Genomic DNA, 25,079 nt, shown 5'->3' on the forward strand with positions numbered 1-25,079 from the left:
TTGGAAGCAAAAATTGCAGTTAAATATGTAATTATATTTATTTTTCAAAGTGTATAATTAATTTCCAGGTAAAAAGGTTGCGTTAATAAATGAAAAACCCCTTTCGCCAGATCGTTATCTAGCGAAAGGGGATTCTTTCATTACCTTACTAATTAATTCTTCATTTTGATTTTCTAATTTATAGTTCCAAATTTCACATCAAATGCACCAGTGGTTTTATCCTCGCTGGCCTTAAATACCATAATCAATTGTCCAGCATAATTAACCGACTTATCATAGATATGTCCCGGGAAGATGATGGAATCTCCATCTTTGATGCCATCGAAATCAATCGTAAACAAGACAATTGGATCCGACCCATCTTTCACATCCTCCGTGGTAGTGGTTTTTAAGGTAGAAGTCACTCCACTCGGTATAGAAATCAAATCTCTGAACTTTTGATCTGTCAACGCATTAGCGGTACCACCTTCTACTAAGCTATAATATAATCCTTCACTAAACAGAACCGTCACGCTTCCTTTGTAACGAATTGCAGAGCCTGTGCTCGACTCTGAAAGCTCGGCTGCGGTGCTGGCTGATTCAATTTTCGGAGCTTTATTATCTTGTGAACGAACCGGTTCGAACACCTGAATGTCTGAAAGTACCTTGCCATACTCACTCTGCGCCACCATAAACAACGTATAACTTCTGGTCGGTTTCATTTCAATTGCATTAATAGTAAACTCCATATTGGCTTTCGCAGTTGTTTGCCCATAGCAAGCCACATCGTTAGGATTATTGCCGACTTCCATAATATCTATCGCCGACATCGTCGTACGAGCGCCATATGGATACAATGCCCAATACACTTTCGAATTAAGATCTAGTTCTGCTTTGAATTCAACAGAACTTTCAGTTCTCTTTGTCGTAGGGGCAGGCGTTTGTATAAAATGAGGTTTAAGGTAAGCCTGAGTACGAATTGGCTCTTCTTTATAAACCGTCAAATTATCCAAAGATTTTGCTTTAAGCACATAATATAAAACATAATCTGTATTGGCTTGAAGATCATTAATCGTAACTGTATACGCCTTATTTCCCATTGCCAGCGAATAGTTGCCAGATGTACTTCCGATTGGCGAAGGTAATCCTGCAATAATTTGATCCGGTGTAGGGGTGCCGCTGATGCTACCTGCCTTTGCCATTACATAATACAGCGTGGCAGGTTTATCTGACATTACTGTCATTTCAACGGCTGTATCATAAATTTCAAAATTCGGCGTGCCATTGACAAATTGTGGATTCACGGCATCCGTATACACCTTTGTTATCGCCAGCGTACTCGGATTGCTTACCACAATGGTGCTGGAATTACTAGCTACTTTCCCTAGCGGGTCGCTGCTTGCATCCAATCCATTTCCTAAATTTCGAAGGTCTGCCGCTTTACCAATCACTGCTTTTACATTCAAAAGAACGGAAGCATCCCATGAATTAGAATCCGTCACTCCATTGATGGAAAGAATCTTTAATTTAAAGTTCGTCGTAGTAATCTGATCAAATTTTTTAAATGACGGGGCGGTCGCACTTTGCAATAATCGAATCATTCTTGCTTTTCCCGCCTGAATCGTATAAGTTCCGAGATCCGAGCCATCTTCATATAAAGTAAATCTTAATTGCTGATTCGGCTGAAGGACCAAGTCAAAATACATATCACTATTTATTGGTATGTCCGGATTAATTGTAAATCCTATTTCGTCAGATGCTAATGTTCCATCATAATCTGTCATAAAAACAAGCGGTGGTGATATATGGAAAATGCTCAATAAAGTCTTTTGATTCATGGCATTTCCATCTGAGTCGACAATATTATTTAACTCAAATTGATAGGTCCCACCATTGTTCAATCCTTTTCCATTGTTAAAACATTCCGGGCTAAACGTAACCACTGTTTTCCCGTTTTCTTCTGCGACAGCCACTGCAGCGTAAGAGACATAACCGTCCGCTACTGCATCTGATACTCCTGTTGTAATCAGCTTATCATGTAAAATAAACATCTTCTTCAATTGATCTGCTGTCGCATCTCTCAATCGCACATCCGTACCGGAAGGAGAATCATAATATACAATTTCATCAAAGACTATTTTAATATCCGAATCAATTGTCGGCTTACTATCCACTACTTTTTCAAACTTCATACTGGCTGTAGGTGCTAAATTATCAAGAGTTTTCAAATTTAGCAGACTGGTAACTGCCGAATAATTTCCGGATTTATCCATAATAACAAAATAGATATCATAAGGCGTCTGTTTGCTTAATCCACTGATATTTAAAGTGCCTTCTGTATTTTCTTTTATATTTACCTTACCACTTTTTAAGGCCTTTTGCCCTGTTGTAATAGCACGAACTTGAGCTGTTTTCAACGCACTTCCGGTTAAGGTATCTGGATTGTCTACAGGCGGAAATACTGCATCTAGAGCATAAGCCGCCCAATATAACGTACCTTCCTCATTGCCCATATATCGAATTTTCAAAGCGGTAGCAATACTCGGCTCAGCCCATGGATAACCCTCCATGAATTTAGGCGGAGTCGTATCCAATGTCGTTCCTATTACCTTAGAAAGTTTTGATAGATTTCCTTTCTGATCTTGCGCCACTAAATAAATATCATACGTAGTCTTTTCTGTAATGGCCCCCGTCGTCGTCGCTGTCATGAGTATGTCTTTTGTTTCATTCATACTGCAGCCGGAAACCGTTCCTTTTGCCACTGCCCCTGACACGTTTTGTTTTACTAAGGTCTCAACGGTAGGGGAAATTGACTTTGTCGGCAATACCGCCCAATAAACCATTACATCTTTAGAAGGAATCACCGTCATTGTAAAACTGCTTTCATTCGATGCCGTGATTCTTGGCGTGCTATTCAAAAAGGTTGGGATTACTGTGTCGATTGTCTGAAAGTCATCACTTGCTACCTTTGTACGGCCGCCTTTAAGATCTTCAAAGACCATGTAATATTCGTAATTTACACCGCTCTTCAAACCGGACACTTTTATGGTGACTTCTTTTTCTGTCATGACGTTTACATTCCCTGACTTCACTACCTCTTTGGAGTCCGGTTTCTTGACTTCGGAATACGTCATTCCTTTGTCCTCTAAATCTACATTTTTAATTGCCCAATACACTTTGCCCGGCTTGTTCGTCATCGCGTATAAATTGACGGAAGTCGCAGTCAATTCATCGTATTTCGGATAATCACCTATAAATTCAGGGTCCTCTGAGTTGGCTTCCGCTTCCAAACTGGTCATTACTTTGCCATTAATGGTTGCTGTCACTCCAGGACGAATATATATTTTTTCAGGAAGCATGCTGATATTGCTTCCGTCTGCGTTTATCACAATATTTTCAATTTCTCCTGTACCCGTTACGGTCGTTGCCGTATCGCAAAACATACTTTCAACGAAAGTGTTCTTTTCAAGGTACACCGTTCCCTTCTGGGCATCTTCATCGATCGTCAGCGTCTGAATCGACCCTTTATCCAATGACAACTTATTATTTGGATTTTTAACGGTAACTTCTTCAAAATCACCGGAAAGACTCAATTTAACATCTTTCGGCCCCTTCAGGGTCACATTTCTAAACGCACTGTTTCGCTTGGAAGAAGCTTCTTCCAGATAGGCATTGCTCTTTACAATGGTATCCGTTATAACAGAACTTCCTTCTGCCCGTACGCTCATAATATTTTTTCCGGAGCAGTCTATGACCAGTCTGTTAATATCGCAATCCGTTAAAATAACACTGATTTCACCCTTTTCACTGTTTCCGGTTCCGCTGATAATCAGATCTCCTCCAACGGTCACATTATCCAGTACCGTGTAACCGGTTCCTATCCCCGCTGTTATATACATGTCTCCGGGCACAGTCGTGTTGCTCAAATCCGCTCCGGATTCTATGACAGAAACATTTCCGGAGGCATAGCCGATGTAGTTATCACCTGAATGTTTTACAATTTCACCGGACACTTTGGATAAAACTTTTGCCATTTCACCCCGGGTCATATAGTCAGCAGGACGGAAGGTTTGATCCGGATAACCGCTTAAGAAATCTTTTTCAACAGCAGTGTTTATGTAGTCCTTGCTCCAACTGCTAAACGCTTTACTGTCCGAGAATTTCATAGAATCTCCGTTGTTTCCTTCTATTTTAAGCGCCCTGAAAAGCATCGCTACAGCCTGTTCTCTTTTCAAATAAACATTCGGCCCTGCCGTATCGGGATAAATTCCATTGAAATACCCTTGATTGTAGGCAGTGCGTATATCATCATAATACCATGCATCTGCAGGCACATCATTAAAAGCAATATTTCCTGTTTGTCTATATCCGAAAGCACGATTCATCATGGCGACAAATTCTGCTCTGGTTATAGAGTTATCAGGATATAAATTCCCATCGTCATCTCCCCGCATTATTCCTTGAGAAACTAAATTATTCAAATATTGGTCGGCCCAATGTGCAGCATAGCAGTTTTCCGTGGATAAAACTCCTCCCATACACACAAAAACGCTACACAATAATATTGCACATAATTTCCTCATATCTTGTGTCTCCTTTCTACATCATATCCCTTTTTTTATTTCGACATAAAGACGCCCTTTCAATACTATAATTTAAAAATAACATACCCACATTCAAAAATAAAATATATTTTTGACAAAAAACTTGTCAACGTGTAATTTTTTTCTAACTTCTTTCATTTCCTGACAACTTCCTATTTATCATTCGACATAGATATGCTATAATGCATTCGTATAAGTTTATGCAATTTTAACATCAATTATAAGGTGGTGTTCTTGTTATGGATAATGGATTAGACAACATGCTGGATATGTATTTGTTTGAAACAAATACACTATTAGAGCAGCTCGATGAATTACTTTTAAGTGCAGAAAGCCAAGATTATTTCTCAAGTGATCAAATTAACGAGATCTTTAGAATTATGCATACTATTAAAGGCTCTTCTGCCATGATGCAGTTCAACTCTATAATGACAGTCGCACATAGAATCGAAGATACCTTTTTTGTTATAAGAGAAAATGGTGCTGTAGAGGATCAGTATAGCCGGCAGCTATTTAATCTTATGTTTAAGTCGACCGACTTTTTGAAAGTCCAAGTGTCGATCATCGAAAATGGAGGCGGTCAAGAGGAAAGCTGCGATGAGATCGTAGCGGAGATTGAAGAGTTATTGGCATGCATGAAGGGAGAAGCCTCTCCTGCAAGTGCAAATTTTGAGCCTGTCATCGTAGAAGAAACGCCATCAGAACAACCGGCTCCAACCGAATCCAAATCCGGATTGACGGTTTCGATTAGTTTTGATCAAGGCGGTGGTATGGAAAGTTTGAGAGCGATCATGTTGCTTAAGAACATTCTCGATGTATGCAGCGAAAGGATTACTACCGTACCCGAAGAAGTGGAGGCGACCACTGAACTTACACAATACATCATTGAACATGGACTTATTATCACCTTCAGTTCTGAAGAAGACTTTGTCAGCGGCCTAGATGTGATTAAGCAAGATATATATGTAGATAGTTTCGAGATTTTATCAGAAGGACAACTAAACGCATTGCCTTCTGAGCCATTCAAATCAAGCGAACCGGAAAACAAGCCTGTACAATCTATACAATCTGTACAACCTACACAGCCTACAGAGGCTAAGGTAAGTAAAATGGAAGAGTCCAAACCGGTAGAAAAAGAAGCGAAAAAAGCAGTTGTCAGCGAGCACCGAGAGGAAGAACATCCGGATGCTAAAAAAGCTGCTGCCAATGGGAGCAAAACCAATTTGATCAATGTAAACCTTTCAAAATTGGATTCCTTGATGGCATTAGTAGGAGAATTGGTTATTACCCAGTCTATGGTGACTTCTTCTTCCGATCTGAAAGATTTAAAATTAGATAATTTTACAAAATCCGCCAGACAATTAAGAAAATTAACCAATGAACTTCAAGATATCGTCATGTCCGTACGAATGATTCCTGTTGCCGGCGTTTTCACGAAAATGAACCGAATCGTAAGAGATATGGGTCATCAGCTTGGAAAAGATGTTCAGTTGGTAACCATCGGAACCGATACGGAAATTGATAAGACCATCGTGGACAGTATTCAGGATCCATTGATGCACATTGTAAGGAATTCGATGGATCACGGCATCGAAACAGATGTAAATGATCGTGTCGCTCTGGGTAAACCAAAACAAGGAACGATTACCTTAAAAGCACAGCATACCGGCAGCGAAGTTATTATTACGATCTCAGATGACGGAAGAGGGATGGATCCCGAAAAAATTCTAGCATCTGCAAAAGAAAAAGGTTTATTAACAAAGCCTGAAAATGAATATACTAAAAAAGAAATACTTATGTTAACACTCCTTCCTGGCTTCTCCACCAAAGAACAAGTCACAGAGTTCTCCGGCAGAGGCGTTGGTATGGACGTGGTAACAAAAAATATAGAAAAAGTAGGAGGAACCGTTTATATTTCTTCTGAAATTGGAGAAGGTACTACTACGCAATTTAAAATCCCTCTAACTCTTGCTATCATTGATGGGATGGAATTGACAGTCGGAAACTATCAGTTCACGCTTCCGATTTCCAACATCCGTCAATCTTTTAAGGCGACCAAGGAAGACATCGTCCATGATGCTTCGAGAGGTGAGATGGTTAAACGTGAAGATGAATTTATTACGTTAGTTCGTCTCAACAGACTTTATAAGATTGAAAATGCCATTGAAGATATCGAAGAAGGCATTGTTATGTGGGTAGAATTCGGAGGCCGTTCTTATTGCTTAATGGTTGACGAATTAATCGGACAGCATCAAGTAGTGGTAAAACCTTTACCGCTCTACTTTGGGGCGTATAACCTTAGAGACTTCGGTATCGCCGGCTGCACCATCCTCGGAGACGGAAATATCAGCATTATCTTAGATGCTCCAAATATCTTTAATTTTGCTTCCGGTCTTTTTGGAAACCGTAATAACACGTTAAAGGACTCTTCCATTGATGTAGAAACAGTAATTGAAGAGGTCACCAATGAGGATGAAATCAACTCCAATATGTTAAAACTTTTAACATTTAGAGTAAATTCCAAACCATTTGCGATGAATACCGATTATGTAATGGAAATCATCAATGTATTTACTATAACAAGATTCCCGTTACTTCCTGATTATATCAAGGGGGTTATCAACCTGAGAGGTCAGATTATCCCTGTCATTGATATACGTCTAAAGCTGGGCAATGACTCTGAAACAGACGTAAACAGTATGAAATCCTGTATCATTATATTGGAAGTAAACGGCACTACTATAGGCATCTTGGTAGATGAAGTATTTCTTGTTGCTGACGTTGCAAAAGATACTATTTCACCACCTCCTTCCAATAACAAACATGATCTGATTACAGGCATTGTTGAAATCGAAGATGTTGTACACTTAATCTTTGATATGGCTGCACTGACCAGAGTGTAGTTTAGGAGAGTTTTATGCTTACAATTTCCGAAAATGATTTTATTAGATTAACCGACTTCGTAATCAAAAATTACGGCATTAACCTAAAAGCAAAAAAGGTTTTGATTGAAGGCAGATTATCGAACTACATAGCTGCTCAGGGATATAGGAGTTTCACGGAATATGTAGATCATATTTTAACGACCAAAAATCCCAGCGATATTGAAATGATGTTAAATAAACTGACGACCAATCATACGTTTTTTATGCGTGAAGAAAATCATTTTGCCTTTTTTAATGATACGATTCTCCCCTTCTTAGAAGGAACGAAGAAAAATGGTGTCCTCAGTATATGGAGTGCCGGCTGTTCGTCTGGCGAAGAGCCCTACACCCTTTCGATCATTTTAAAAGAGCATTTTAAAAATAAGCCGGGAAAATGGGATACGCGGCTGTTAGCTACGGACATTTCACAAAATGCCCTAGGCAAAGCAACAAGGGGTTTCTATACAGAAGAGGCGTTGAAATCAATCCCTGAACCATGGAAACGTGCTTATTTTATAAAAAAAGATAACGGTTATCAAGTTACTGAAGAATTAAGGAAAAACGTTATATTTAAAACCTTTAATTTAATGGAGCCTATTCAGTTTAAATTAAAGTTTGACGTAATATTTTGTCGAAATGTGATGATTTATTTTGATAAGCCTACAAAGGCTGCCTTAATCCAGCGGTACTACGATGCATTAAATCCCGGTGGGTATCTGCTGATTGGGCATTCTGAAACAGTAGACAGAGACGAGTCAAAGTTCCAATACATAATGCCCGCGACTTACAGAAAGCCGCTATAAGGAGGATATTATATGGGGATTCAAGGCAAAAATATAAGAGTTTTGATATGTGATGATTCGCCCGTATTCAGAACCTTCATTAATGCATATCTCTCAAAAAAAGAAGGTATCGAAATCATCGGTATTGCTCGAGATGCTTTCGATGCACAAGATAAAATCCAGCAGCTTAAACCGGATGTTTTAAGTCTAGATGTTGAAATGCCAAGAATGAACGGTATTGAGCTAACAAAAAAATTGATGACGACTTCTGCCTTACCCATTATTTTAGTAAGTGCTGCCGATCTAAGCGTATTTGATGCACTTCAAGCAGGAGCCGTCGATATTGTAAAAAAACCGGATGCAAATATCACTTCACCGGAAGCCTTTATCGATGAACTAGCTTCTAAGATACGCATTGCTGCCATCGCTAAAGTCTCAAAATCAGCTCCAATAAGATCCGCAGCTCCGGGAGCAGCCGTACCGCCAAAACCCGCCGCTCCGATTATAGGAGCAAAATATTCCGAATCCGTTGCAAGTTCGGCGATTATTGCGATCGGTGCATCCACAGGCGGTACAGAAGCAACACTGGCAGTTCTTCAGCAATTGCCCGCACAAGTTCCGCCTATTTTAGTTGTTCAACACATGCCTGCCGGATTTACAAAGCTTTATGCCGAAAGGTTAAATAAAATATGTGCCATGAACGTGAAAGAGGCACAAGACGGAGACAGTGTCATGCCGGGTACGGTTTATATTGCTCCCGGTGATTACCAAATGGAACTTATCCGATGGGCCGGAGGACATAAGCTGCGCTGCACGGGAAAAGAAAAGGTGAGCGGTCATTGCCCCTCCGTCGATGTGTTATTTAGCTCGGTAGCCAAAGAATCCATGAAAAAAAACATAGGGATTATCCTGACGGGTATGGGTAAAGATGGTGCAACAGGGTTGCTTGAAATGCGCAAAAAAGGTGCTTATACCATTGGTGAAAGTCAAGAATCCTGTGTTGTTTATGGCATGCCAATGGTTGCACAAAATATCGGAGCTGTTATGGTGCAAGCAAGTAATCGAGAAATTGCTCACTTGCTGATGAAATATTTAAGTAATTTAAGTTAATCAATAACCTGTAAAGGTTAATAACAGCCACTTCTTTGCTTTCATAGCTTTTAGTGGCTGTATTTAAGTTGGAAAGGAGTTTAGACCTGATATGGAGGAGAAAAAGATCGTATTTGCCCTAGATATTGGTACCCGATCCGTCGTAGGTGTCGTAGGTGCCTTAAAGGATGGTAAATTTAATGTGTTGGATTATGAACAGGAATTTCACGAAAAGCGTGCGATGCGTGACGGTCAAATTGAAGATATTGATTTAGTGGCAAGGATTGTCGGGAATGTAAAGGCAAAGCTAGAACAACGAACCGGACAAGCCTTTAAAAAGGTTTCCATCGCTGCAGCTGGACGTGCTCTTCGAACAGCTCCCGCCTCCTTTTCATATGATCTTATTGAAAGTGATCCGATCAGCGAAAAACTCGTACAATATATGGAGTATTGCGCTATAGAGAAAGCACAGCAAACGTTTTTAGAGGAAGCCGCAAACCTAGAGGCCGGCGGCAAAAACTATTATTGTGTAGGGTACAGTGTAACCGAATATTTGCTTGATAATTACCCAATAAAAAATTTGGAAGGTCATAAAGGAAGCAAAGCAGTCACTAATATTATCGCTGCCTTCCTTCCTTCCAGTGTTTTAATCAGTCTATATGCGGTTACTTCCAGATGCGGACTTGAAGTAGACAATCTGACCTTGGAACCTATTGCAGCTATTCATGCCGTGGTCCCGGATGATGTTCGTTTTTTAAATATTGCACTGGTCGATATCGGCGGCGGTACTTCCGATATTGCCGTGTCCCGAGATGGAAGCGTGATTGCTTACGATATGGTAACGACCGCAGGTGATGAAATAACAGAATCGATTATGCGTACTTACTTGACTAATTTTGCCACCGCTGAACGGATTAAATTAGGTCTGAACGGTGATGAAAACATCGGCTTTCGGGACATCCTCGGCAATCAGGTTACGTTGACACCGGACGAAGCCTACGAAACGGTAAAACCCTCTATTGATGCACTCTGTGATGCAATAAGCCAACGTATCATATTGATCAACGGCTCCGCTCCCGCGGCGGTATTCCTTGTCGGCGGAGGAAGCCAGCTCAGAGGATTATGTAAAACAGTAGCGGAAAAACTCGGTATGCCTCCGAATAGAGTGGCAATTGGTATTGCAAATACGGAGAACAATTTATCCTTGTTCAGTGAATCCTTGTATAGCCCAACCTTCGTCACACCGATAGGTATCGGTATTGTTTCCTCTTTATATCGAGGTTGTGATTTCTTTTCCATCACGGTGAACGGAAAACGTATCATGCTCTTCAACCATCAAACCATTAAGGTAATCGATGCATTGATGTTAGCAGGAATTAAACCCTCAGGCTTGATTGGACTTACCGCGCCAAATCTTGTGTATGTTATAAACGGAGTGAAAGAAACCGTGAAAGGAACGTTAGGTGTTCCCGGCGAGATTCTGGTCAACGGCTCCCCTTCTACTATAGAAGCTGAAATTAAGCAAGGGGATATCATTGAAGTAACCATGGCTAAAAATGGTTTGCCTCCTGTTATGACCATTGCACAAGCTCTTTCAGAACTTGATCTCCAGGAGGTAGCTCAAGTATCCGTTAATGGGGTGGAAATTGAACCGAATCAATATACTGCAAGAAAAATTAATTATATGGATCACATTAAAGTGTTCATGACCTGGGAAATGCCCCAAGAGGTACTCCCAGCGGGACAACCGGTCCAAGCAGCGGAGCGAAATGCCGAACCCGTTCAGGAAATAGATTCTCTGGCAGCGACAGTCTCTTCTTTAATTTCAGAGCCTGTATCCGTGCCCACGATCGAATTAAATAATCTATCCCCTAACATCCATTACGAGAACGTTGAGATGGATAAAATTTATTCCCACGCCATTCAACAGTCCACCGTATCGCTCTTGTTAGCCGACTCTGAAACAAGCACGATCATAGAGGCATCAGAACCTGCAACAAACTTCGAGAGGCTCGAAGTCGAAGAGAAGCAATCTGACTCCCCTGCCCCACTGGTGCTGCGAATCAAGTTAAACGGAGAAGCGCAAGAGTTGATTCAGGAGGGTGATGAACCTTACATCTTAATGTACCTGCTACGGTATATTGAAATTGACTTGGCGAATCCACGCGGTGAAATTGTGTTAAAAATCAATGGCCGGGATGCCAACTATGCGGATCCTTTAAATGACGGTGATTCTGTTATTATTTGCTGGAGCGATGATCTGATAGGACTCTAAAACGGAATCAAATGATTTCGAGGGGCTGTCTCAAAAGTTTGAAATTGAGACAGTCCCTCTTTTGTTCATCAAAATATTTTTTCTCTAAATATTAATTATTTTATTATCATGTCGATATAATTATTGAGTTTTAAAAAAATTACTCTACTAAGCAAACCAAATGAGGTGTTTATTTATGAAGATCACAGGAAATTATTTCAATTCTCAAATCGAGAAAAAAACAATTCAAAAACCCAATAATATGGAGCCTGCAGCGCTTAAAAATAAAGCCCAAAGTGTTGATACCATTACCATTAGCAATGCTTCTAAAGACACGATTGCCGAAAATCAATTTATCAACACTTTAAGAAACCAGATTTCTTCTGAGGTAAAGGCAAGCATCTCACCACAGGAATTGAATTCAATCTCTGATCAGGTTGCCAAAGGAGAATATGAAATCAACGCCAATGAAATAGCTAAAAAGATTTTATTAGCTGATAGCGATATATAGTTTATTTCATAGGAGGAATAGATATGGAAAATTATAAAGAGATTCAATCGGTCATTGATGAATATATCCAATTGATGGATAAACTGATTGCTTTTGAACAAGAAAAATTAGATGTTATTTCCCGCGAGGATATAGAACTGCTCAATAAGTACATGAAAGAGGAACAGGTCTATCTTCTTCAGCTTAGAGGGTTGGATCAAAAACGGGAAGCCGCTCAAGAAAAATGCGGGGTAACAGGTTTAACATATAAACAAATCATTGAAAAGATGGATGGAGCTGAAGGAAATGAAATGCAGGAAGCCTATCAAATCTTATCTTCAAAGACAAATGAGTTTAGGCAAATCATCAATACCATCCGATCTCATATAGAAGTTAAATCTCATATTATAGATCATGTGATACAAAAACTAGGCGGTAAGACCGATTTTACTAACAATACCTACGGTACATCCGGGGAACCGCTTCATCCATCAGGCATACAAACCGGCAGATTTCAATCGACAAAAGTTTAACGGAGGGAACATCCATGTTACGTTCTACATTCTATTCTTTTACAACTGCATTAAGGGGTTTAAATACCGCACAAAAGCAGCTTGATGTGACAGGTCAAAACATTTCCAATATCAGCACAACCGGTTACACGAGGCAACGTGCCGATACGTATGCGTCTTCTGCTGCCGGATATGGAGATAAATATGCCAGCATAATAAACAGCAGTTTAGTCGGTCAAGGTTCTGTTGTCGGTGGCATATCGCAGATTCGTGATCCTTTTCTCGACGTACGATTCAGACGCGAGTCTAGTGCTGTAGGGGAGCAAGATGCCAAAGCCGCCTGCATGGAAGACATGGAGCTCATTTTTGATGAAATAGAGTCTTCCGGTTTAATGACCAGTTTCAGTAACCTTATTTCTAAGCTTCAGTCGTTCAGCGGCAACGCCAACAGTTCCGAATTTGACAGCATTGTACGAGATGCGGCCAGTACATTAGTTAATCAATTGAGGCAATACGCCAGTCAGCTAAGTACTGTTCGAGAAGAACAAGAATACCAATTAAAAGAGGTTACCGTTAATAAAGTGAATGACTTATTAACCAATATCGCCAATATAAATGAAAGTATACGATCTCAAGAAGTGGCCGGAGGCTCTGCTTTGGAACTAAAGGATGAAAGAAATCTCCTTTTGGACGAGCTTTCCTCCTATGTAAAACTAGATGTTACTTATAAAAAAAGTGACCTGCCTAACGGAAGCTCTGTGAATGATATTTATGTCAGTATGATTGGGGCTGACGGCAGCAAAACCCAGCTCGTATATAACAATGCCGCCGCTAAATTCTCGGCAGCTCTCCCGGGAGAAAAGGATGCATCAGGCAATACACTTCAGGAAGCAGTTGTTACGATAGACAATTCAGACATTCAGGCTAAAACGATTTTAGATAAGGTAAACCAAGCGATCAGCAGTATTTCAACGATCAATAACCAGCTCGCTACTATTTTCACTGCACATGGTACAGACACAGATAGTTATGCTGCCGACTTAACAACTGCTAAATCAGCTCTGGTTACCAATCAGGCATTATATGATGCAGAGACTGATCCGGCAATTAAGAAAACTCTTGGTCAAACGATTGCAGGCTTAAAAACTAAAATTAGTGACTTGGAAAAGGCAGATAAGCTTCTTACGAATAGAATAGCAAGTGAAGCAGTATTAACTGATGCTTTCGGATCTAATGTCCATATTGAGAATTCTACCGATACGAATTTCGACGGCAATATTGATATTAAAGATTATAGTATTACGCTTTTAAATACGGACAGCACGACACAATCTCTTGTGTCTCAATCTGCCGGAACAAAACTGACAAAAGCGGATTTAATCAATGCAGGTACCACATTCACCAGTACCACAGCCAATAAAGTACAATCCCAAGGCGCCCTCAAAGGAACCTTGGACATGCTAAACAGCAAAGGCACTTTTGATTATAACAATAACGAAGTCAGAGGGATCGGATACTATGAAGAGATGTTGAATTCTTTGGCGAATCAATTTGCATCCAAATTAAACTTGTTAAACAGTATGTACACCACAACGGATGGCGGCTATGCAAATATAACGGATTCCCGTCCCCTATTTGAAACTTCAGACGGTTCCGATACCATCACAGCCTCCAACATTAAGATTGCAAATGATTGGCTGACAGGAAAATACGGTATTACCGCTACCAAGCAAACAACCACAGACGGATCCACCGGAGCTAATGATAACATCCTTCTGATGATTTCGGCGTTTTCTTCTAAATATAACTATAAAACCAGTACGATTGTCGCTCAGGATGCAAACGGTAATTATTTGAATCAATCCGGTGACATCTTCGCAAATGGAAGAGATTCTGACGGAAATTATACGTTGAACGGCACCAAGGTCGCCGATAAAAATCTGATCGATTATGATACATCCACCGGGCTTTTAAAGGCCAACGTGCTTACGATAACCGATAATGGAGACGGCACTTACTCTACCGGTGGTGCAGTATTCGCAAACGGAAGAGATTCAGCAGGAAATTACACCTTAAAACTTGTTGATTCGGAAGGTAATTTGCTCGACGCAGATGGAAACATAACAGGCAGCATCGATCCATCTACTGATATAACCAAGAACGGAGACGGCACTTACACCTATGGAGGTCAAACACTCACGAAAGATTCCCAAGGCAATTATGTCGTGAAAGTTGCCAATGAAAAGGCGATCGCCTATGAAGCGGACGGAAAGACCTTGGATGCAACCTCCAGCTTAAAGGCTCGTACCAATGGTTTCCTTTACAACGGAACATTCCAAGAGTTTCTGACAAATATCAGCAATGTACTCTCTCTTGATGTGAGCAGTACAAGCAATTTGCTGGCAAATCACACCACGGTTTTATCTGATATTCAGAATTCAAGGGATGCCCTTTCATCGGTTTCAATAGACGAAGAAGGAATTAACATGATGCAGTATCAAAAAGCCTATAATGCAGCAGCCAGATTAATGACTACGCTTGATGAAGCCGTAGGTAAAATCATTGAAATGGGCGTTGTAGGCAGATAAAGGAGAGATGGAATATGAGAGTGACACAAACAATGATGTCTCGTCAGTATACCGCTCGAGTGAGCAATGTACTGAACAGCATGAATTATGTTAATAAGCAAGTAGGGACTGGCCGAAAATTCTTTAAGGGCTCTGAAAATCCATCTGCTGCTGCACAAGCTTATCAGCTTAGGCGACAAACCGCCCAAACAGAGGACTATTTGTCCAATTTAGAAGATGTGACTTCTTCTCTTCAGACGAAAGAAAGCAGCATGACACAGGTCAATAAGGCCTTGGAGGATGTGTACAGCAGTCTTATCGGCATATTGAACGAAACAAACAACACCGATACGAAATCAATTGTAGCGCAGCAGCTCCGTTCGGTTCAGAAAACTATTGTCATGGATATGAATACCAAGTACGGAGACAAATTTCTTTTCGGCGGCAGTGATGTGTCAGATGTTCCGTTTGAACTAGGCACTGACGGTTCTTTAAAGTACCGAGGTGTCGATGTATCTGGCAGCGGTTCTTTCACCTACCCTGACGGTACGACAGAAGACGCTATGGATGTTTTAAAAAAGCTTTCAAATGACAGCCTATACACGGATCTAGGGTTCGGCCTTTCGTTTTCCAACGGGGAAGTAGTCGGCGGAACGGCCTATAATTCGGCAACACCTGGTCTTAATGTTTTAGGCTATGGCACAGATAGCAACGGAATGTCTAACAATGTAGTATTGTTACTTGGACAAATTGCTGACAAATTGGATGATAACTGCTCTTCCTCTGAATTAAATGATTACGTTACTAAATTCTTAGAAGAGAAGCAAAATGTTTTGGACAATATTACGAAAGTGGGCAGCGAAAGTACTTTCTTAGAATATACAAAATCAAGATTGGAAGATGTTCAAGATAACTTGGCAGAGAAATCGAGCAAAGCGGAATATATTGATTCTGAAGAAGCCATCATGAATCTAAATATGGTGGACTATATGTATCAAGCTGTGTTAAAGACTAGCTCGAATATTCTTTCCATTTCTTTTATTGATTTTATGAAATAATATAAAAAAATAATGTATTGGCAAGGATGCCATCATCGATAGGTGTGTGTTTTACAAGGAGGATAAAAATGAAACCGCTTATAGAGATTCAAACAGTCCCTATTTCTATTGAGTTTAAAACTACTTCTGCAAGTTTTCAGCCGACTGAATCAACAGCACAGTTGGAAATGACAACGGACAAAGGAGGCTTGCAAATCAAAAGCAGTCCAATCAAATTGAATGTGGATACTTACGAGGCCCGAAAAAGCGTCAATCCAACGTTGAAGGCCAATATGGAGAAATTTGCTTCAGACGGGAAGCAGGCGGCATACGAAGCGACTGCTCAGTATGCTCAAGAAGGGAAAATTCTTCTGAACATTCATTTGAATCAGGATGCCTTCCAGCAAATTGCAGATTTAAGATTAGGAAACAATGAACATAAGACCCCTAACATTAAATGGATTCCTGAGCATCCGGCGGATATATCTTGGGAACCCGGTGATATGACTATTAAATACGAAACGGATAAACTAAATTTCGACTTCAAACAAAACAAACAGCCGTTGGAGTTCGTTCCGGGAGATATCGAGTTTGTCATTAATCAAAGACCGAAAGTGATTGTCACCTACGTAGGTGATCCTCTCTATGTTCCGCCAAGCGCTGCTCCTGATTATATCGATACAGAAGCATAAATGAGGTAATTAGAGGTAATTATATGAATACAAAATATTTTGGGGATATCACGATCCATGAAGATGAGATCATAACATTCCCTACAGGCGTTTTTGGTTTTGAAGATAATACACAATACGTGCTGTTATCTTTTAAAGATGATACTGAGGAAAGCAGTGAAGATTTTCTCATGTGCCTTCAATCCGTAGAGGATTCAGACCTTGCTCTTATTGTCATGAATCCATACTATATCCAGCCAAATTACGACCCTTATCAAGTATCGGATAAGATCTTCGCAGAGATTTCTTTAGGCGAAGAAACGAAGCATACCGTTACCTGTGTAGCTGTGATCCGTGAAGATTTTAAACAATCAACGATCAACTTAAAATGCCCTATTTTTATCAATCTTGAGAATAACCTGGCAAAGCAAATTATACTGGAAGATACCAACTATTCTATGCGCCACCCGATTGCCGAAAAGGAGGTATAGCGTATGCTGATATTAACAAGAAAGCAAGGGGAAGCGTTCCTTTTGGGGGATGACATCGTGATTTCCGTCTCTGAAATCAACGGAGATAAAGTTCGAATCGCCATCGATGCCCCCCGAGAGATCAAAATACTTAGAAAAGAGTTGAAAGATGCCGGAGAGCTTAATAAAGAATCTGCCACCACCGCTTCTTCAAAAGAGGCGATTTCCAACATAGCTGATTTATTTAAAGATCACAAATAATCAACAGAACTATTCGAATTTATAATATTTTTCAATATGTTAGTAAAGGCTCAACAACTAATTTTAGTATGCTGAGCCTTTTTGTTTTCAGTAAATTGAAAAAAGTGTAGGGTAATCCTTTATTCTATATTTTATCTAGTTACTCTAACATAAATCTGATACATTTCTCCGTTATAAGTTGCTTGAATGATGGTCAAGCCCCTGTTTATACCGATAATCACTCCATCAGATGAAACTGTTGCAATACTTTCGTCCATAGAGCTCCATGTAACTTCGCTTATATCATCTGTTACATATAAAGCAGCTGTTTCTCCAATCTTCAAATGTACAGCAGAACGTAATACGTCAGTTCCTGCTACTACTTTAATTGGAATGCATTCATTAAAGGTACCGTCTGCATCTTGCACATAAATATCTGTATTGCCCGCAGATACTGCCGTTACTTTTCCGTTACCGTCAACTGTAGCTACGGATTCATTTGTAGAACTCCATGTGTAATTAGTATTCTTATTTAGATTGTATGAGTTGCTAAGTTGAACAGTATCCCCTTCTTCAAGTAAGACGGCTAAAGAAGGAGTAGGCATCTCATTACTTACATCAAGGGATTCAACTACTTTTAAGGCACCACTAGAGTTAATGCCACCAATAGCATAAATTTTACCCCCTACTGCTGTAGTTCCTAAATTCTGCCTTTTGGTAAGCATAGATGGACCATTAGTCCATGTATCAGTTTGTGTATCATAGATTTCTACTTTATCAAGATAACTTTCCGAAGGGCTATAGCCACCAATAACATAAATTTTATTGCCTACCACTGATAAACTTAACGCACATCTTCTTGTAGGCATAGATTGACCTGTAGTCCAGGTATCGGTTTGTGTATCATAGATTTCTACTTTATCAAGAATATTTCCACTTCCACCGGAGCCACCAAATACATAAATTTTATTCCCTACTGCTGCAGTACTGAGTTGATCCCTTTTTGTGGGCATGGATTGACCTGTAGTCCATGTGTCTGTTTGTGTGTCATATATTTCTACAGTAGTATACCACTTATTACCTGCATCGGAACCACCAAATACATAAATTTTATCCCCTACTGCGGATGAGCTTATGTGCTGCCTCGTTACAGTCATAGGTTGACCCATGGTCCAGGTGTCTGTTTGAATATCATAGATTTCTACAGATTTAGATGAACCACCAATGATATAAACTTTCCCCTCTACTAATGAACAACCAAAACCCGTCTTATATATAGGCATAGATTGCGCTATAGCCCATGTATCGGTTTCTGTATCATAGATTTTTACAGTATGGCCTGAAGATATTGCGCCGAACACATAAATTTTATTTCCTACTGTACAAGCCTCCGCTGGATTTGTCTTTTCAGGCACTGGTGTCTCCGATTGCCAAGTTGCAGCCTCTGTTGCCCATACGCTAACGCTGGATAATCCTAAAATTAAACATAGTGTCATAATAATTGCTATAAATCGTTTCATATTTTCTCCTTCTCTCTTGTTGTATATTTTAACAATATTGTTTCATGTTACCAATATAATTACAATTCTTTATTTTTATATTGTCCCATAATATAATAAAGTTTTATATCATTACTAAAAATTCGGCTGATTATGGTTTGTTAACAATCTAAAAAATATTTTTCCTCTTTTTTTATTTTTAGTCTTAAGTTTCTTCCAAATTTTACGATATATCAGGTAATAAGACAATGGGGTGTTGGTTGCGTACGAACTGATGCCCTCGTCTTGGACAACTAATCATTGAGAAAGAGCAAAGGATTGCTCGAAACTATTTCAAGGAGGAAATAAAAATGAGAATTCAACACAATATCGCTGCTATTAACTCAAATAGACAGTTAGCATCCAACAATAACGCTATTGGCAAGAACTTAGAAAAGTTATCATCCGGTTACAAAATCAACAGAGCCGGAGACGACGCTGCCGGATTAGCCATTTCCGAAAAAATGAGATCTCAGATCACTGGTTTATCGAAGGCTCAGGACAATGCAAACGACGGTATTTCCCTTGTTCAGACTGCTGAAGGTGCGTTAACTGAAGTACACAGCATGCTAAACAGAATGACTGAACTTGCTACTCAGTCCGCTAACGGAACTTTTGACGATGCGACTGATAGAGCAAACCTTCAGAAGGAAGTGGACTCCCTACTTTCTGAAATTGACAGAATCGCAGATTCAACAAACTATAATGGAATCAACCTATTGGACGGTTCCCTTGGCGGTGGTGTAGCCGGTAGCGCCGGTGGTACCGTTTATACAGGTGCTAGCATCGCGAAGACTGCTGCTGCTACACTACAAGGCGTGGCTTTTAATGCAGCAGGTTTAGGTGCGGCTGTTGCCTCTGTAGCTGCAGCAACAGATACCTTCTCTGTTAATGGTCAAAAACTGAAGATAGACTGGACTAAGGGTGATGCGAAAACCATTGCCGATCAACTTACTGCTGCAACAACCGGATTATCTACAGATCAGGCAAAGGATATGGCAACTAAGTTAACTGATTTGTTTAATGCTCAGATGAAAGAGCAGGGACTTAACGGTTCTGTAAAGATTACTTCTGATGGTACAAACTTTGTTTTTGCTAGTACCGATAAAACTGCAAATTCTGAGTTCTCCTTTATAGGAACAACGAGTGCTGCCGGCACTACTGTTACAAGTTTAGGGGCCGCACTAATGAGTAGTACAGCAGCAACAGATAATTCTGCGATAGAAAATACCGCTAAGCTAACTTACAACGGTGAAGCTTTAGCATCTGGTGACACTTTTACCATGACAATTAACGGCGTAAAGAGTCAGGTAAAGCTTGGAGCTGGAGCATCTATAAAGAAGGGTGATGATCTAACAGGAACAACCGTTTCAACAATCCTGCAAACTGCTATTAGAGCTGCAGCTAGCAGCTACAATACTACATTAGGTTTAATTAAAAATGTCAAAGATACCGATTCCGGCTTAACCGGCTTAGATTCAGATGACTTTACAGCAGAATTTGACAAAAGCGGAGCTCTTGTTGTGAAATATACTGGTGACGTAGAGGGTGTTTCTTTCAGCTTTAGTGATATCGGTGATAAGACAGTTGCCTCTTCTTTAGGTTTAGGCACAGGTAGCAGTAAAGTAGGCGGCGGCCGCGGCCTAACGCTTCAGATCGGTGATACTGCTGAAAAGTTTAATAAACTTACTGTAAGCGTTGACTCCATGAGTTCTAAATCTTTAGGTATTAGTGATGTTAATATTAGTACCCAGGCAGGAGCATCTGAAGCAATCGACAAGATTAAGACGGCTATTAACTCCGTATCCTCCACAAGAGGTGACCTCGGTGCTGTACAGAACAGATTGGAACACACCATTAACAACTTAGGTGTAACGGAAGAAAACATGACATCTGCTGAATCCCGTATCAGAGATACAGACATGGCGAAGGAAATGATGCAATACACAAAGAATAACATTCTGATCCAGGCTTCCCAGGCAATGCTTGCTCAAGCAAACCAGTTGCCACAGGGCGTTCTTCAGTTATTGGGTTAATCATTCTCATTGCAAGAACATCAAAAAAGACGAGCAATTCGCTCGTCTTTTTATATTCATTGGTATTTTAATTTATCGATATAAAGGTTGCTCCAGAAGTTTTTCATCCAGTCTTAGCAATTCCATCATTTGTAATGGCTGTCCCTCGTTATTTATAAAGTATAATTCCTTGCTTAAAACATTAGCTATGTTTTTATTCATTTCTATGATCGGCTCCAGGTATGCTTTTGTGGCACGTTCTATCTTTTCCGCATTTCCTTCCAACTCAGGCGTATTTTGTCCGGTTTTTAAACAAGTTTCACGAATCCCACTATAAAGTTTATCCAGGTTTTCAACAATATTTATTAGTTGCTCATCCTGAGGTTCTGCTCCATCATAATAATTGAATCCATATCCACATTTTTCATAAGCATCTTTCATCAGATATTCAATCAGATACCGTTCATTTTTACCCGCAAACTCATCGTATGTTTTATACACCGAGGAAGGATCAAACCCGATGGAATTTCCTTTGAAACTTTCTTGGTCTTTCTCTCCATATATTGAGCAGTAGGTCATGGATTCGGTATACGGAATATCTAGAAATGAAGCTAACGCCGTAAAAGTTGCCTTTGGATTTAATTTGCCGTCTTCAAACCGAACCAATCTGGAATCCTGATACAGCTTTTCTGACTTATCTACTCTGAAATTGCACGATAACACCACGTTGGCGATGACATTGTCAAGCACCACATTTTCTTTCTGAAGACTGGGATCCAGCTTAAACTTTACGGTGGCTGCGTAACTGCTTGTAGGTCTTCGTACAGGGATAAACGTTTTGATGTATTTAAATTGTTTAAATATCGGCTGATTTTTTATTTGTTCCAATGCATCAGAGTGAAGTGTTACCCGATCTTGTTTATCGTGTATGATGCCATAGAAGATATTCGGGAAATGAGGCTGAAGAAACACGGCCGGTACAATTCTTGCTCCTTCATCCAAGGATTTATATCCTCTGGCTAAAGCTAACGTATAAGCAACCAATACATCTTTCTCATTAACATTTTTTTTGAATCTCAAATAGTTTCCAAATGGTATTTTATGTGTCTTTCCGTCAATTTCAAGATCAAGGTTGATGGGTTTTTTCTTAATATTTGTCTTTAATCCTTTTAGTGCCTCTCCAAGCTTATCCATCATCAGGGAATGCAATAGTAATAAATTTGGATGATTATCAAAGACTTCATTAAAAAAGTCACCGCCGTTATGGGCGCTCAGTTGTGCATGCCAGATCAATTTAGTGACTTCTGACACATCAATAGGCTTGACTGAATAAGAGCTGTAATCAATCCCAAACCGTTCTGAAAAGTTTATAGGATATAGTTCTGCTTCCTCTTCTATGAGAAATACAAATTTTTCATCTGTAAGCAAATGATTAAAATTAACTACCTGCAAATACGCACAAAAAACTTGCCAATTGGAGTAGTGCATATAAATATGATTATCCTTTGCCACCCACTCGCTTTTCCGAACATTATCCCATAAATATTCTAACTGGTATTGAGAATATAAGTCCTTTTCAAAAATTGGCTTTTCTAAGTCGCTAAAGAAGTTACGGTCTATCACTTTCCGCTTAAAATCCACATAGTCTCCAAATCGATTTTCCGCTGGATAAAAAGGCACAAAGCCATCTCCGAAAGGGAAAAATTTAATATCCAATTCTACAAAATTCACAAAATCTTTACGAAACAGGTAGGGGTATTTGGATAATTTTTTTACATTGATATCATATTGTTTCTGCCTATTTGCTATTTCAGGTATGTAAAAGTGCTTTGTCATGATATCAAGGATTTCTTCTTGAAAGTCTCCATTATTGTATAATCGAACTAGCTGCGTAAAGGCTACTTTTGCGTCACCACCTGTCAGTAAAATATAAGCTGCTGCCTCAAAGTCCACTAAAGGGTCTTGATGGCCATTTTCCTTTAAAACGAGCATGTACGCTTTTTGGGCATCCTCCACCATTTGCAGCTTTGCCAGCTTTTGTGCAATCTCAAGTGATTTCATGATTATTCTCCTCTCGTACAAAATGTATGATATATCTGCTTAGCGATTGTCTCTGGCGTTTCAGAGCCATCATTGATAATAATCATGTTTGGTGTTTTTGGCTCCTCGAAATCCAAGTCTAAGCCTAGCACATTTTTTATTTCTCCTTTTAGGCATCTGCTATATAACCCTTTTTGGTCTCTTTTCACCAACACTTCAATCGGTACTTTTAGATATATTTCAATATAATTCTCTATATTTTTTCTGTTCCAATCTCGAATCTCATCATACATCCCAATATTGCAGCAAATCACGTCAATCCCTTGATCCGATAACAATTTATATAATCGGATATTTCTCATTGCTATTTTTTTTCGGTCATTTTCTTCGTAACCTAAGTCATTTCCATACACTTCCCGGAGTTGGTCTCCATCCAGTAAAACCACTTTTCTATTCTCATCCTGCAGTTTTCTGAATGCCCTACCAATGGTAGTTTTTCCTGCTCCTGACAACCCTGTTATCCAAAACACTTTTCCTTTTTCGTTCACGATGGCCTCCTTTATTTTAACGGAATGAAGCTGATAACGTCTTTTATCGGCATACAATCCTCTTCTACGCATTTTGTTGAGCCATGAAGTAATATCTTCTGGGCTACCTTTTCCATTGCCGGGAAAGCACTTCGCAGCAAGTGGTTTGCATGGATCACAATATCGAACCCATGAGCTGCTAAAGCCGCTTCTGTTTCCGTATTGTAGGTGGTGGGTACAGCAACGAGGCATACATTTGGAAATCGAAGCTTAAATTTCTCCGAGAACTCATAGACTTCATCCGGTGATTTTTCTTTGGAATGAATCATGATGCCATCTGCTCCTGCCTCCACATAGGCTATCGCTCTCTTTAGGGCATCTTCTATCCCCTGTCCCAGAATTAAGCTTTCAATTCTGGCAATAATCATAAAATCATTGGTACGAAGAGCTTGTTTGCCTTTTTTAATTTTTTCACTAAAGTTCTCTATGGTATCCTGTGTTTGTTCCACCTCTGTTCCAAAGAGAGAGTTCATTTTTAAGCCAATTTTATCTTCAATTATTATTGCGGAAACGCCCAATCGCTCCAAGGTCTGAACAGTATAAACAAAATGTTCTGCTAACCCACCAGTGTCTCCATCTAATATAATCGGCTTCGTAGTAACCTCCATAATTTCATTGATGCGCTCAATTCTTTTCGATATATCCACTAACTCTATATCCGGTTTGCCTCTTGACGAGGAATCACATAAACTGGATACCCACATGGCATCAAATTGTTTTATACCACCGTCTACGTTTACTTGTGTGTTTTCAACAATCAAACCGGTCAACCCATTGTGCGCTTCCAAGACAGATAGTGGCTTCTTTAATTTAAGGAGTTTTTTCAACATCCCTCTTCTAATTTCCGGTACCGTGTATCTTTCCGCAAAACGTCCCTCCAACACATTGATGTTAATGTCATTTGTATAAGGGAACTCTATCACTTGTCCGCCATAGCTGCTAACTAAGTTCATAACTTCTTCTCTTAAACTTGCTTGTTTTCCTGTTACCCAGTCGTCACCATGGACTATAACGTCAGGCTTAAGTTGTTCTATAATCTTTTTATAACTTAATTCATCCTGTTCTACAACATTGGTTACACAAGATAAAGATTTTATTAAATTAATTCTTTCCTGAAAAGGCACTAAAGGGATTCTTTTATATTGAGCAACTACATGATCCGTCAATACGCCAACTGTTAATTCACCTAACTCCGCCGCTTTCTCAAATATCCGGATATGCCCATAATGCAATATATCCGAACTGCAACTCATAAACACTTTTTTAGCCATTATTTCCCC

17 protein-coding genes are annotated in these 25,079 nt (G+C 39.7%); 12 read left to right on the forward strand and 5 right to left on the reverse strand.

What is annotated here, in order from left to right:
- Positions 1–173: 173 nt before the first annotated feature.
- Positions 174–4,562 (reverse strand): S-layer homology domain-containing protein, encoded by a 4,389-nt coding sequence (locus tag JYB65_RS10195; RefSeq protein WP_206582569.1) that lies wholly within the window; start codon positions 4,560–4,562, stop codon positions 174–176.
- Positions 4,563–4,822: 260 nt separating this feature from the next.
- On the opposite strand from JYB65_RS10195, the gene JYB65_RS10200 reads away from it, so the two are divergent.
- The 11 genes from JYB65_RS10200 to csrA all read left to right on the forward strand — a co-directional run bounded on the left by JYB65_RS10200 (position 4,823) and on the right by csrA (position 17,640).
- The gene (locus JYB65_RS10200; RefSeq protein WP_206582570.1) at positions 4,823–7,486 is read left to right on the forward strand and encodes a chemotaxis protein CheW; all 2,664 of its coding nucleotides are present in this window, start codon (positions 4,823–4,825) and stop codon (positions 7,484–7,486) included.
- Positions 7,487–7,500: 14 nt separating this feature from the next.
- Entirely contained in the window at positions 7,501–8,310 is an 810-nt protein-coding gene (locus JYB65_RS10205; RefSeq protein WP_206582571.1) for a CheR family methyltransferase, read from the forward strand.
- 12 nt (positions 8,311–8,322) lie between these two features.
- Complete coding sequence (locus JYB65_RS10210) at positions 8,323–9,399, forward strand: protein-glutamate methylesterase/protein-glutamine glutaminase (protein ID WP_206582572.1); 1,077 nt, start codon at positions 8,323–8,325, stop codon at positions 9,397–9,399.
- Positions 9,400–9,490: 91 nt separating this feature from the next.
- Positions 9,491–11,653: a cell division protein FtsA gene (locus JYB65_RS10215; protein WP_206582573.1), complete on the forward strand. Its 2,163-nt coding sequence runs from the start codon at positions 9,491–9,493 to the stop codon at positions 11,651–11,653.
- A 175-nt stretch (positions 11,654–11,828) separates the two neighbouring features.
- The gene (locus JYB65_RS10220) at positions 11,829–12,143 is read left to right on the forward strand and encodes a flagellar biosynthesis anti-sigma factor FlgM (RefSeq protein ID WP_206582574.1); all 315 of its coding nucleotides are present in this window, start codon (positions 11,829–11,831) and stop codon (positions 12,141–12,143) included.
- 23 nt (positions 12,144–12,166) lie between these two features.
- Positions 12,167–12,655 (forward strand): flagellar export chaperone FlgN, encoded by a 489-nt coding sequence (gene flgN, locus JYB65_RS10225; RefSeq protein WP_206582575.1) that lies wholly within the window; start codon positions 12,167–12,169, stop codon positions 12,653–12,655.
- 14 nt (positions 12,656–12,669) lie between these two features.
- Positions 12,670–15,222, forward strand: coding sequence for a FlgK family flagellar hook-associated protein (locus JYB65_RS10230; protein ID WP_206582576.1), 2,553 nt, complete (start codon positions 12,670–12,672; stop codon positions 15,220–15,222).
- A 14-nt stretch (positions 15,223–15,236) separates the two neighbouring features.
- Positions 15,237–16,259, forward strand: a complete 1,023-nt coding sequence (locus JYB65_RS10235; protein WP_206582577.1) for a flagellin N-terminal helical domain-containing protein — start codon at positions 15,237–15,239, stop codon at positions 16,257–16,259.
- A 68-nt stretch (positions 16,260–16,327) separates the two neighbouring features.
- Positions 16,328–16,930, forward strand: coding sequence for a DUF6470 family protein (locus JYB65_RS10240; protein ID WP_206582578.1), 603 nt, complete (start codon positions 16,328–16,330; stop codon positions 16,928–16,930).
- 23 nt (positions 16,931–16,953) lie between these two features.
- On the forward strand, positions 16,954–17,400 hold the full coding sequence (fliW, locus tag JYB65_RS10245; RefSeq protein WP_206582579.1) for a flagellar assembly protein FliW: 447 nt from the start codon (positions 16,954–16,956) through the stop codon (positions 17,398–17,400).
- A 3-nt stretch (positions 17,401–17,403) separates the two neighbouring features.
- The gene (csrA, locus tag JYB65_RS10250) at positions 17,404–17,640 is read left to right on the forward strand and encodes a carbon storage regulator CsrA (RefSeq protein ID WP_206582580.1); all 237 of its coding nucleotides are present in this window, start codon (positions 17,404–17,406) and stop codon (positions 17,638–17,640) included.
- A gap of 131 nt (positions 17,641–17,771) precedes the next feature.
- Here the strand turns inward: csrA and JYB65_RS10255 are convergent, their stop codons facing one another.
- Positions 17,772–19,139, reverse strand: a complete 1,368-nt coding sequence (locus tag JYB65_RS10255) for a Kelch repeat-containing protein (RefSeq protein WP_206582581.1) — start codon at positions 19,137–19,139, stop codon at positions 17,772–17,774.
- Positions 19,140–19,468: 329 nt separating this feature from the next.
- Here JYB65_RS10255 and JYB65_RS10260 point away from each other — a divergent pair, with 329 nt between their 5' ends.
- Positions 19,469–21,193 (forward strand): flagellin N-terminal helical domain-containing protein, encoded by a 1,725-nt coding sequence (locus tag JYB65_RS10260; RefSeq protein WP_206582582.1) that lies wholly within the window; start codon positions 19,469–19,471, stop codon positions 21,191–21,193.
- 72 nt (positions 21,194–21,265) lie between these two features.
- On the opposite strand, the gene JYB65_RS10265 is transcribed toward JYB65_RS10260, so the two are convergent.
- The 3 genes from JYB65_RS10265 to aepX are packed head-to-tail and all read right to left on the reverse strand — an operon-like array spanning position 21,266 to position 25,070.
- Positions 21,266–23,233: a hypothetical protein gene (locus JYB65_RS10265; protein WP_206582583.1), complete on the reverse strand. Its 1,968-nt coding sequence runs from the start codon at positions 23,231–23,233 to the stop codon at positions 21,266–21,268.
- Positions 23,234–23,235: 2 nt separating this feature from the next.
- Positions 23,236–23,760 (reverse strand): adenylyl-sulfate kinase, encoded by a 525-nt coding sequence (cysC, locus tag JYB65_RS10270; RefSeq protein WP_342366655.1) that lies wholly within the window; start codon positions 23,758–23,760, stop codon positions 23,236–23,238.
- An 11-nt stretch (positions 23,761–23,771) separates the two neighbouring features.
- Positions 23,772–25,070, reverse strand: a complete 1,299-nt coding sequence (gene aepX, locus JYB65_RS10275) for a phosphoenolpyruvate mutase (RefSeq protein ID WP_206582585.1) — start codon at positions 25,068–25,070, stop codon at positions 23,772–23,774.
- Between the last annotated feature and the right edge of the window lie 9 nt (positions 25,071–25,079).

This window comes from Clostridium aminobutyricum (assembly GCF_017255415.1).
Lineage (GTDB): Bacteria > Bacillota > Clostridia > Peptostreptococcales > Anaerovoracaceae > Aminipila > Aminipila aminobutyrica.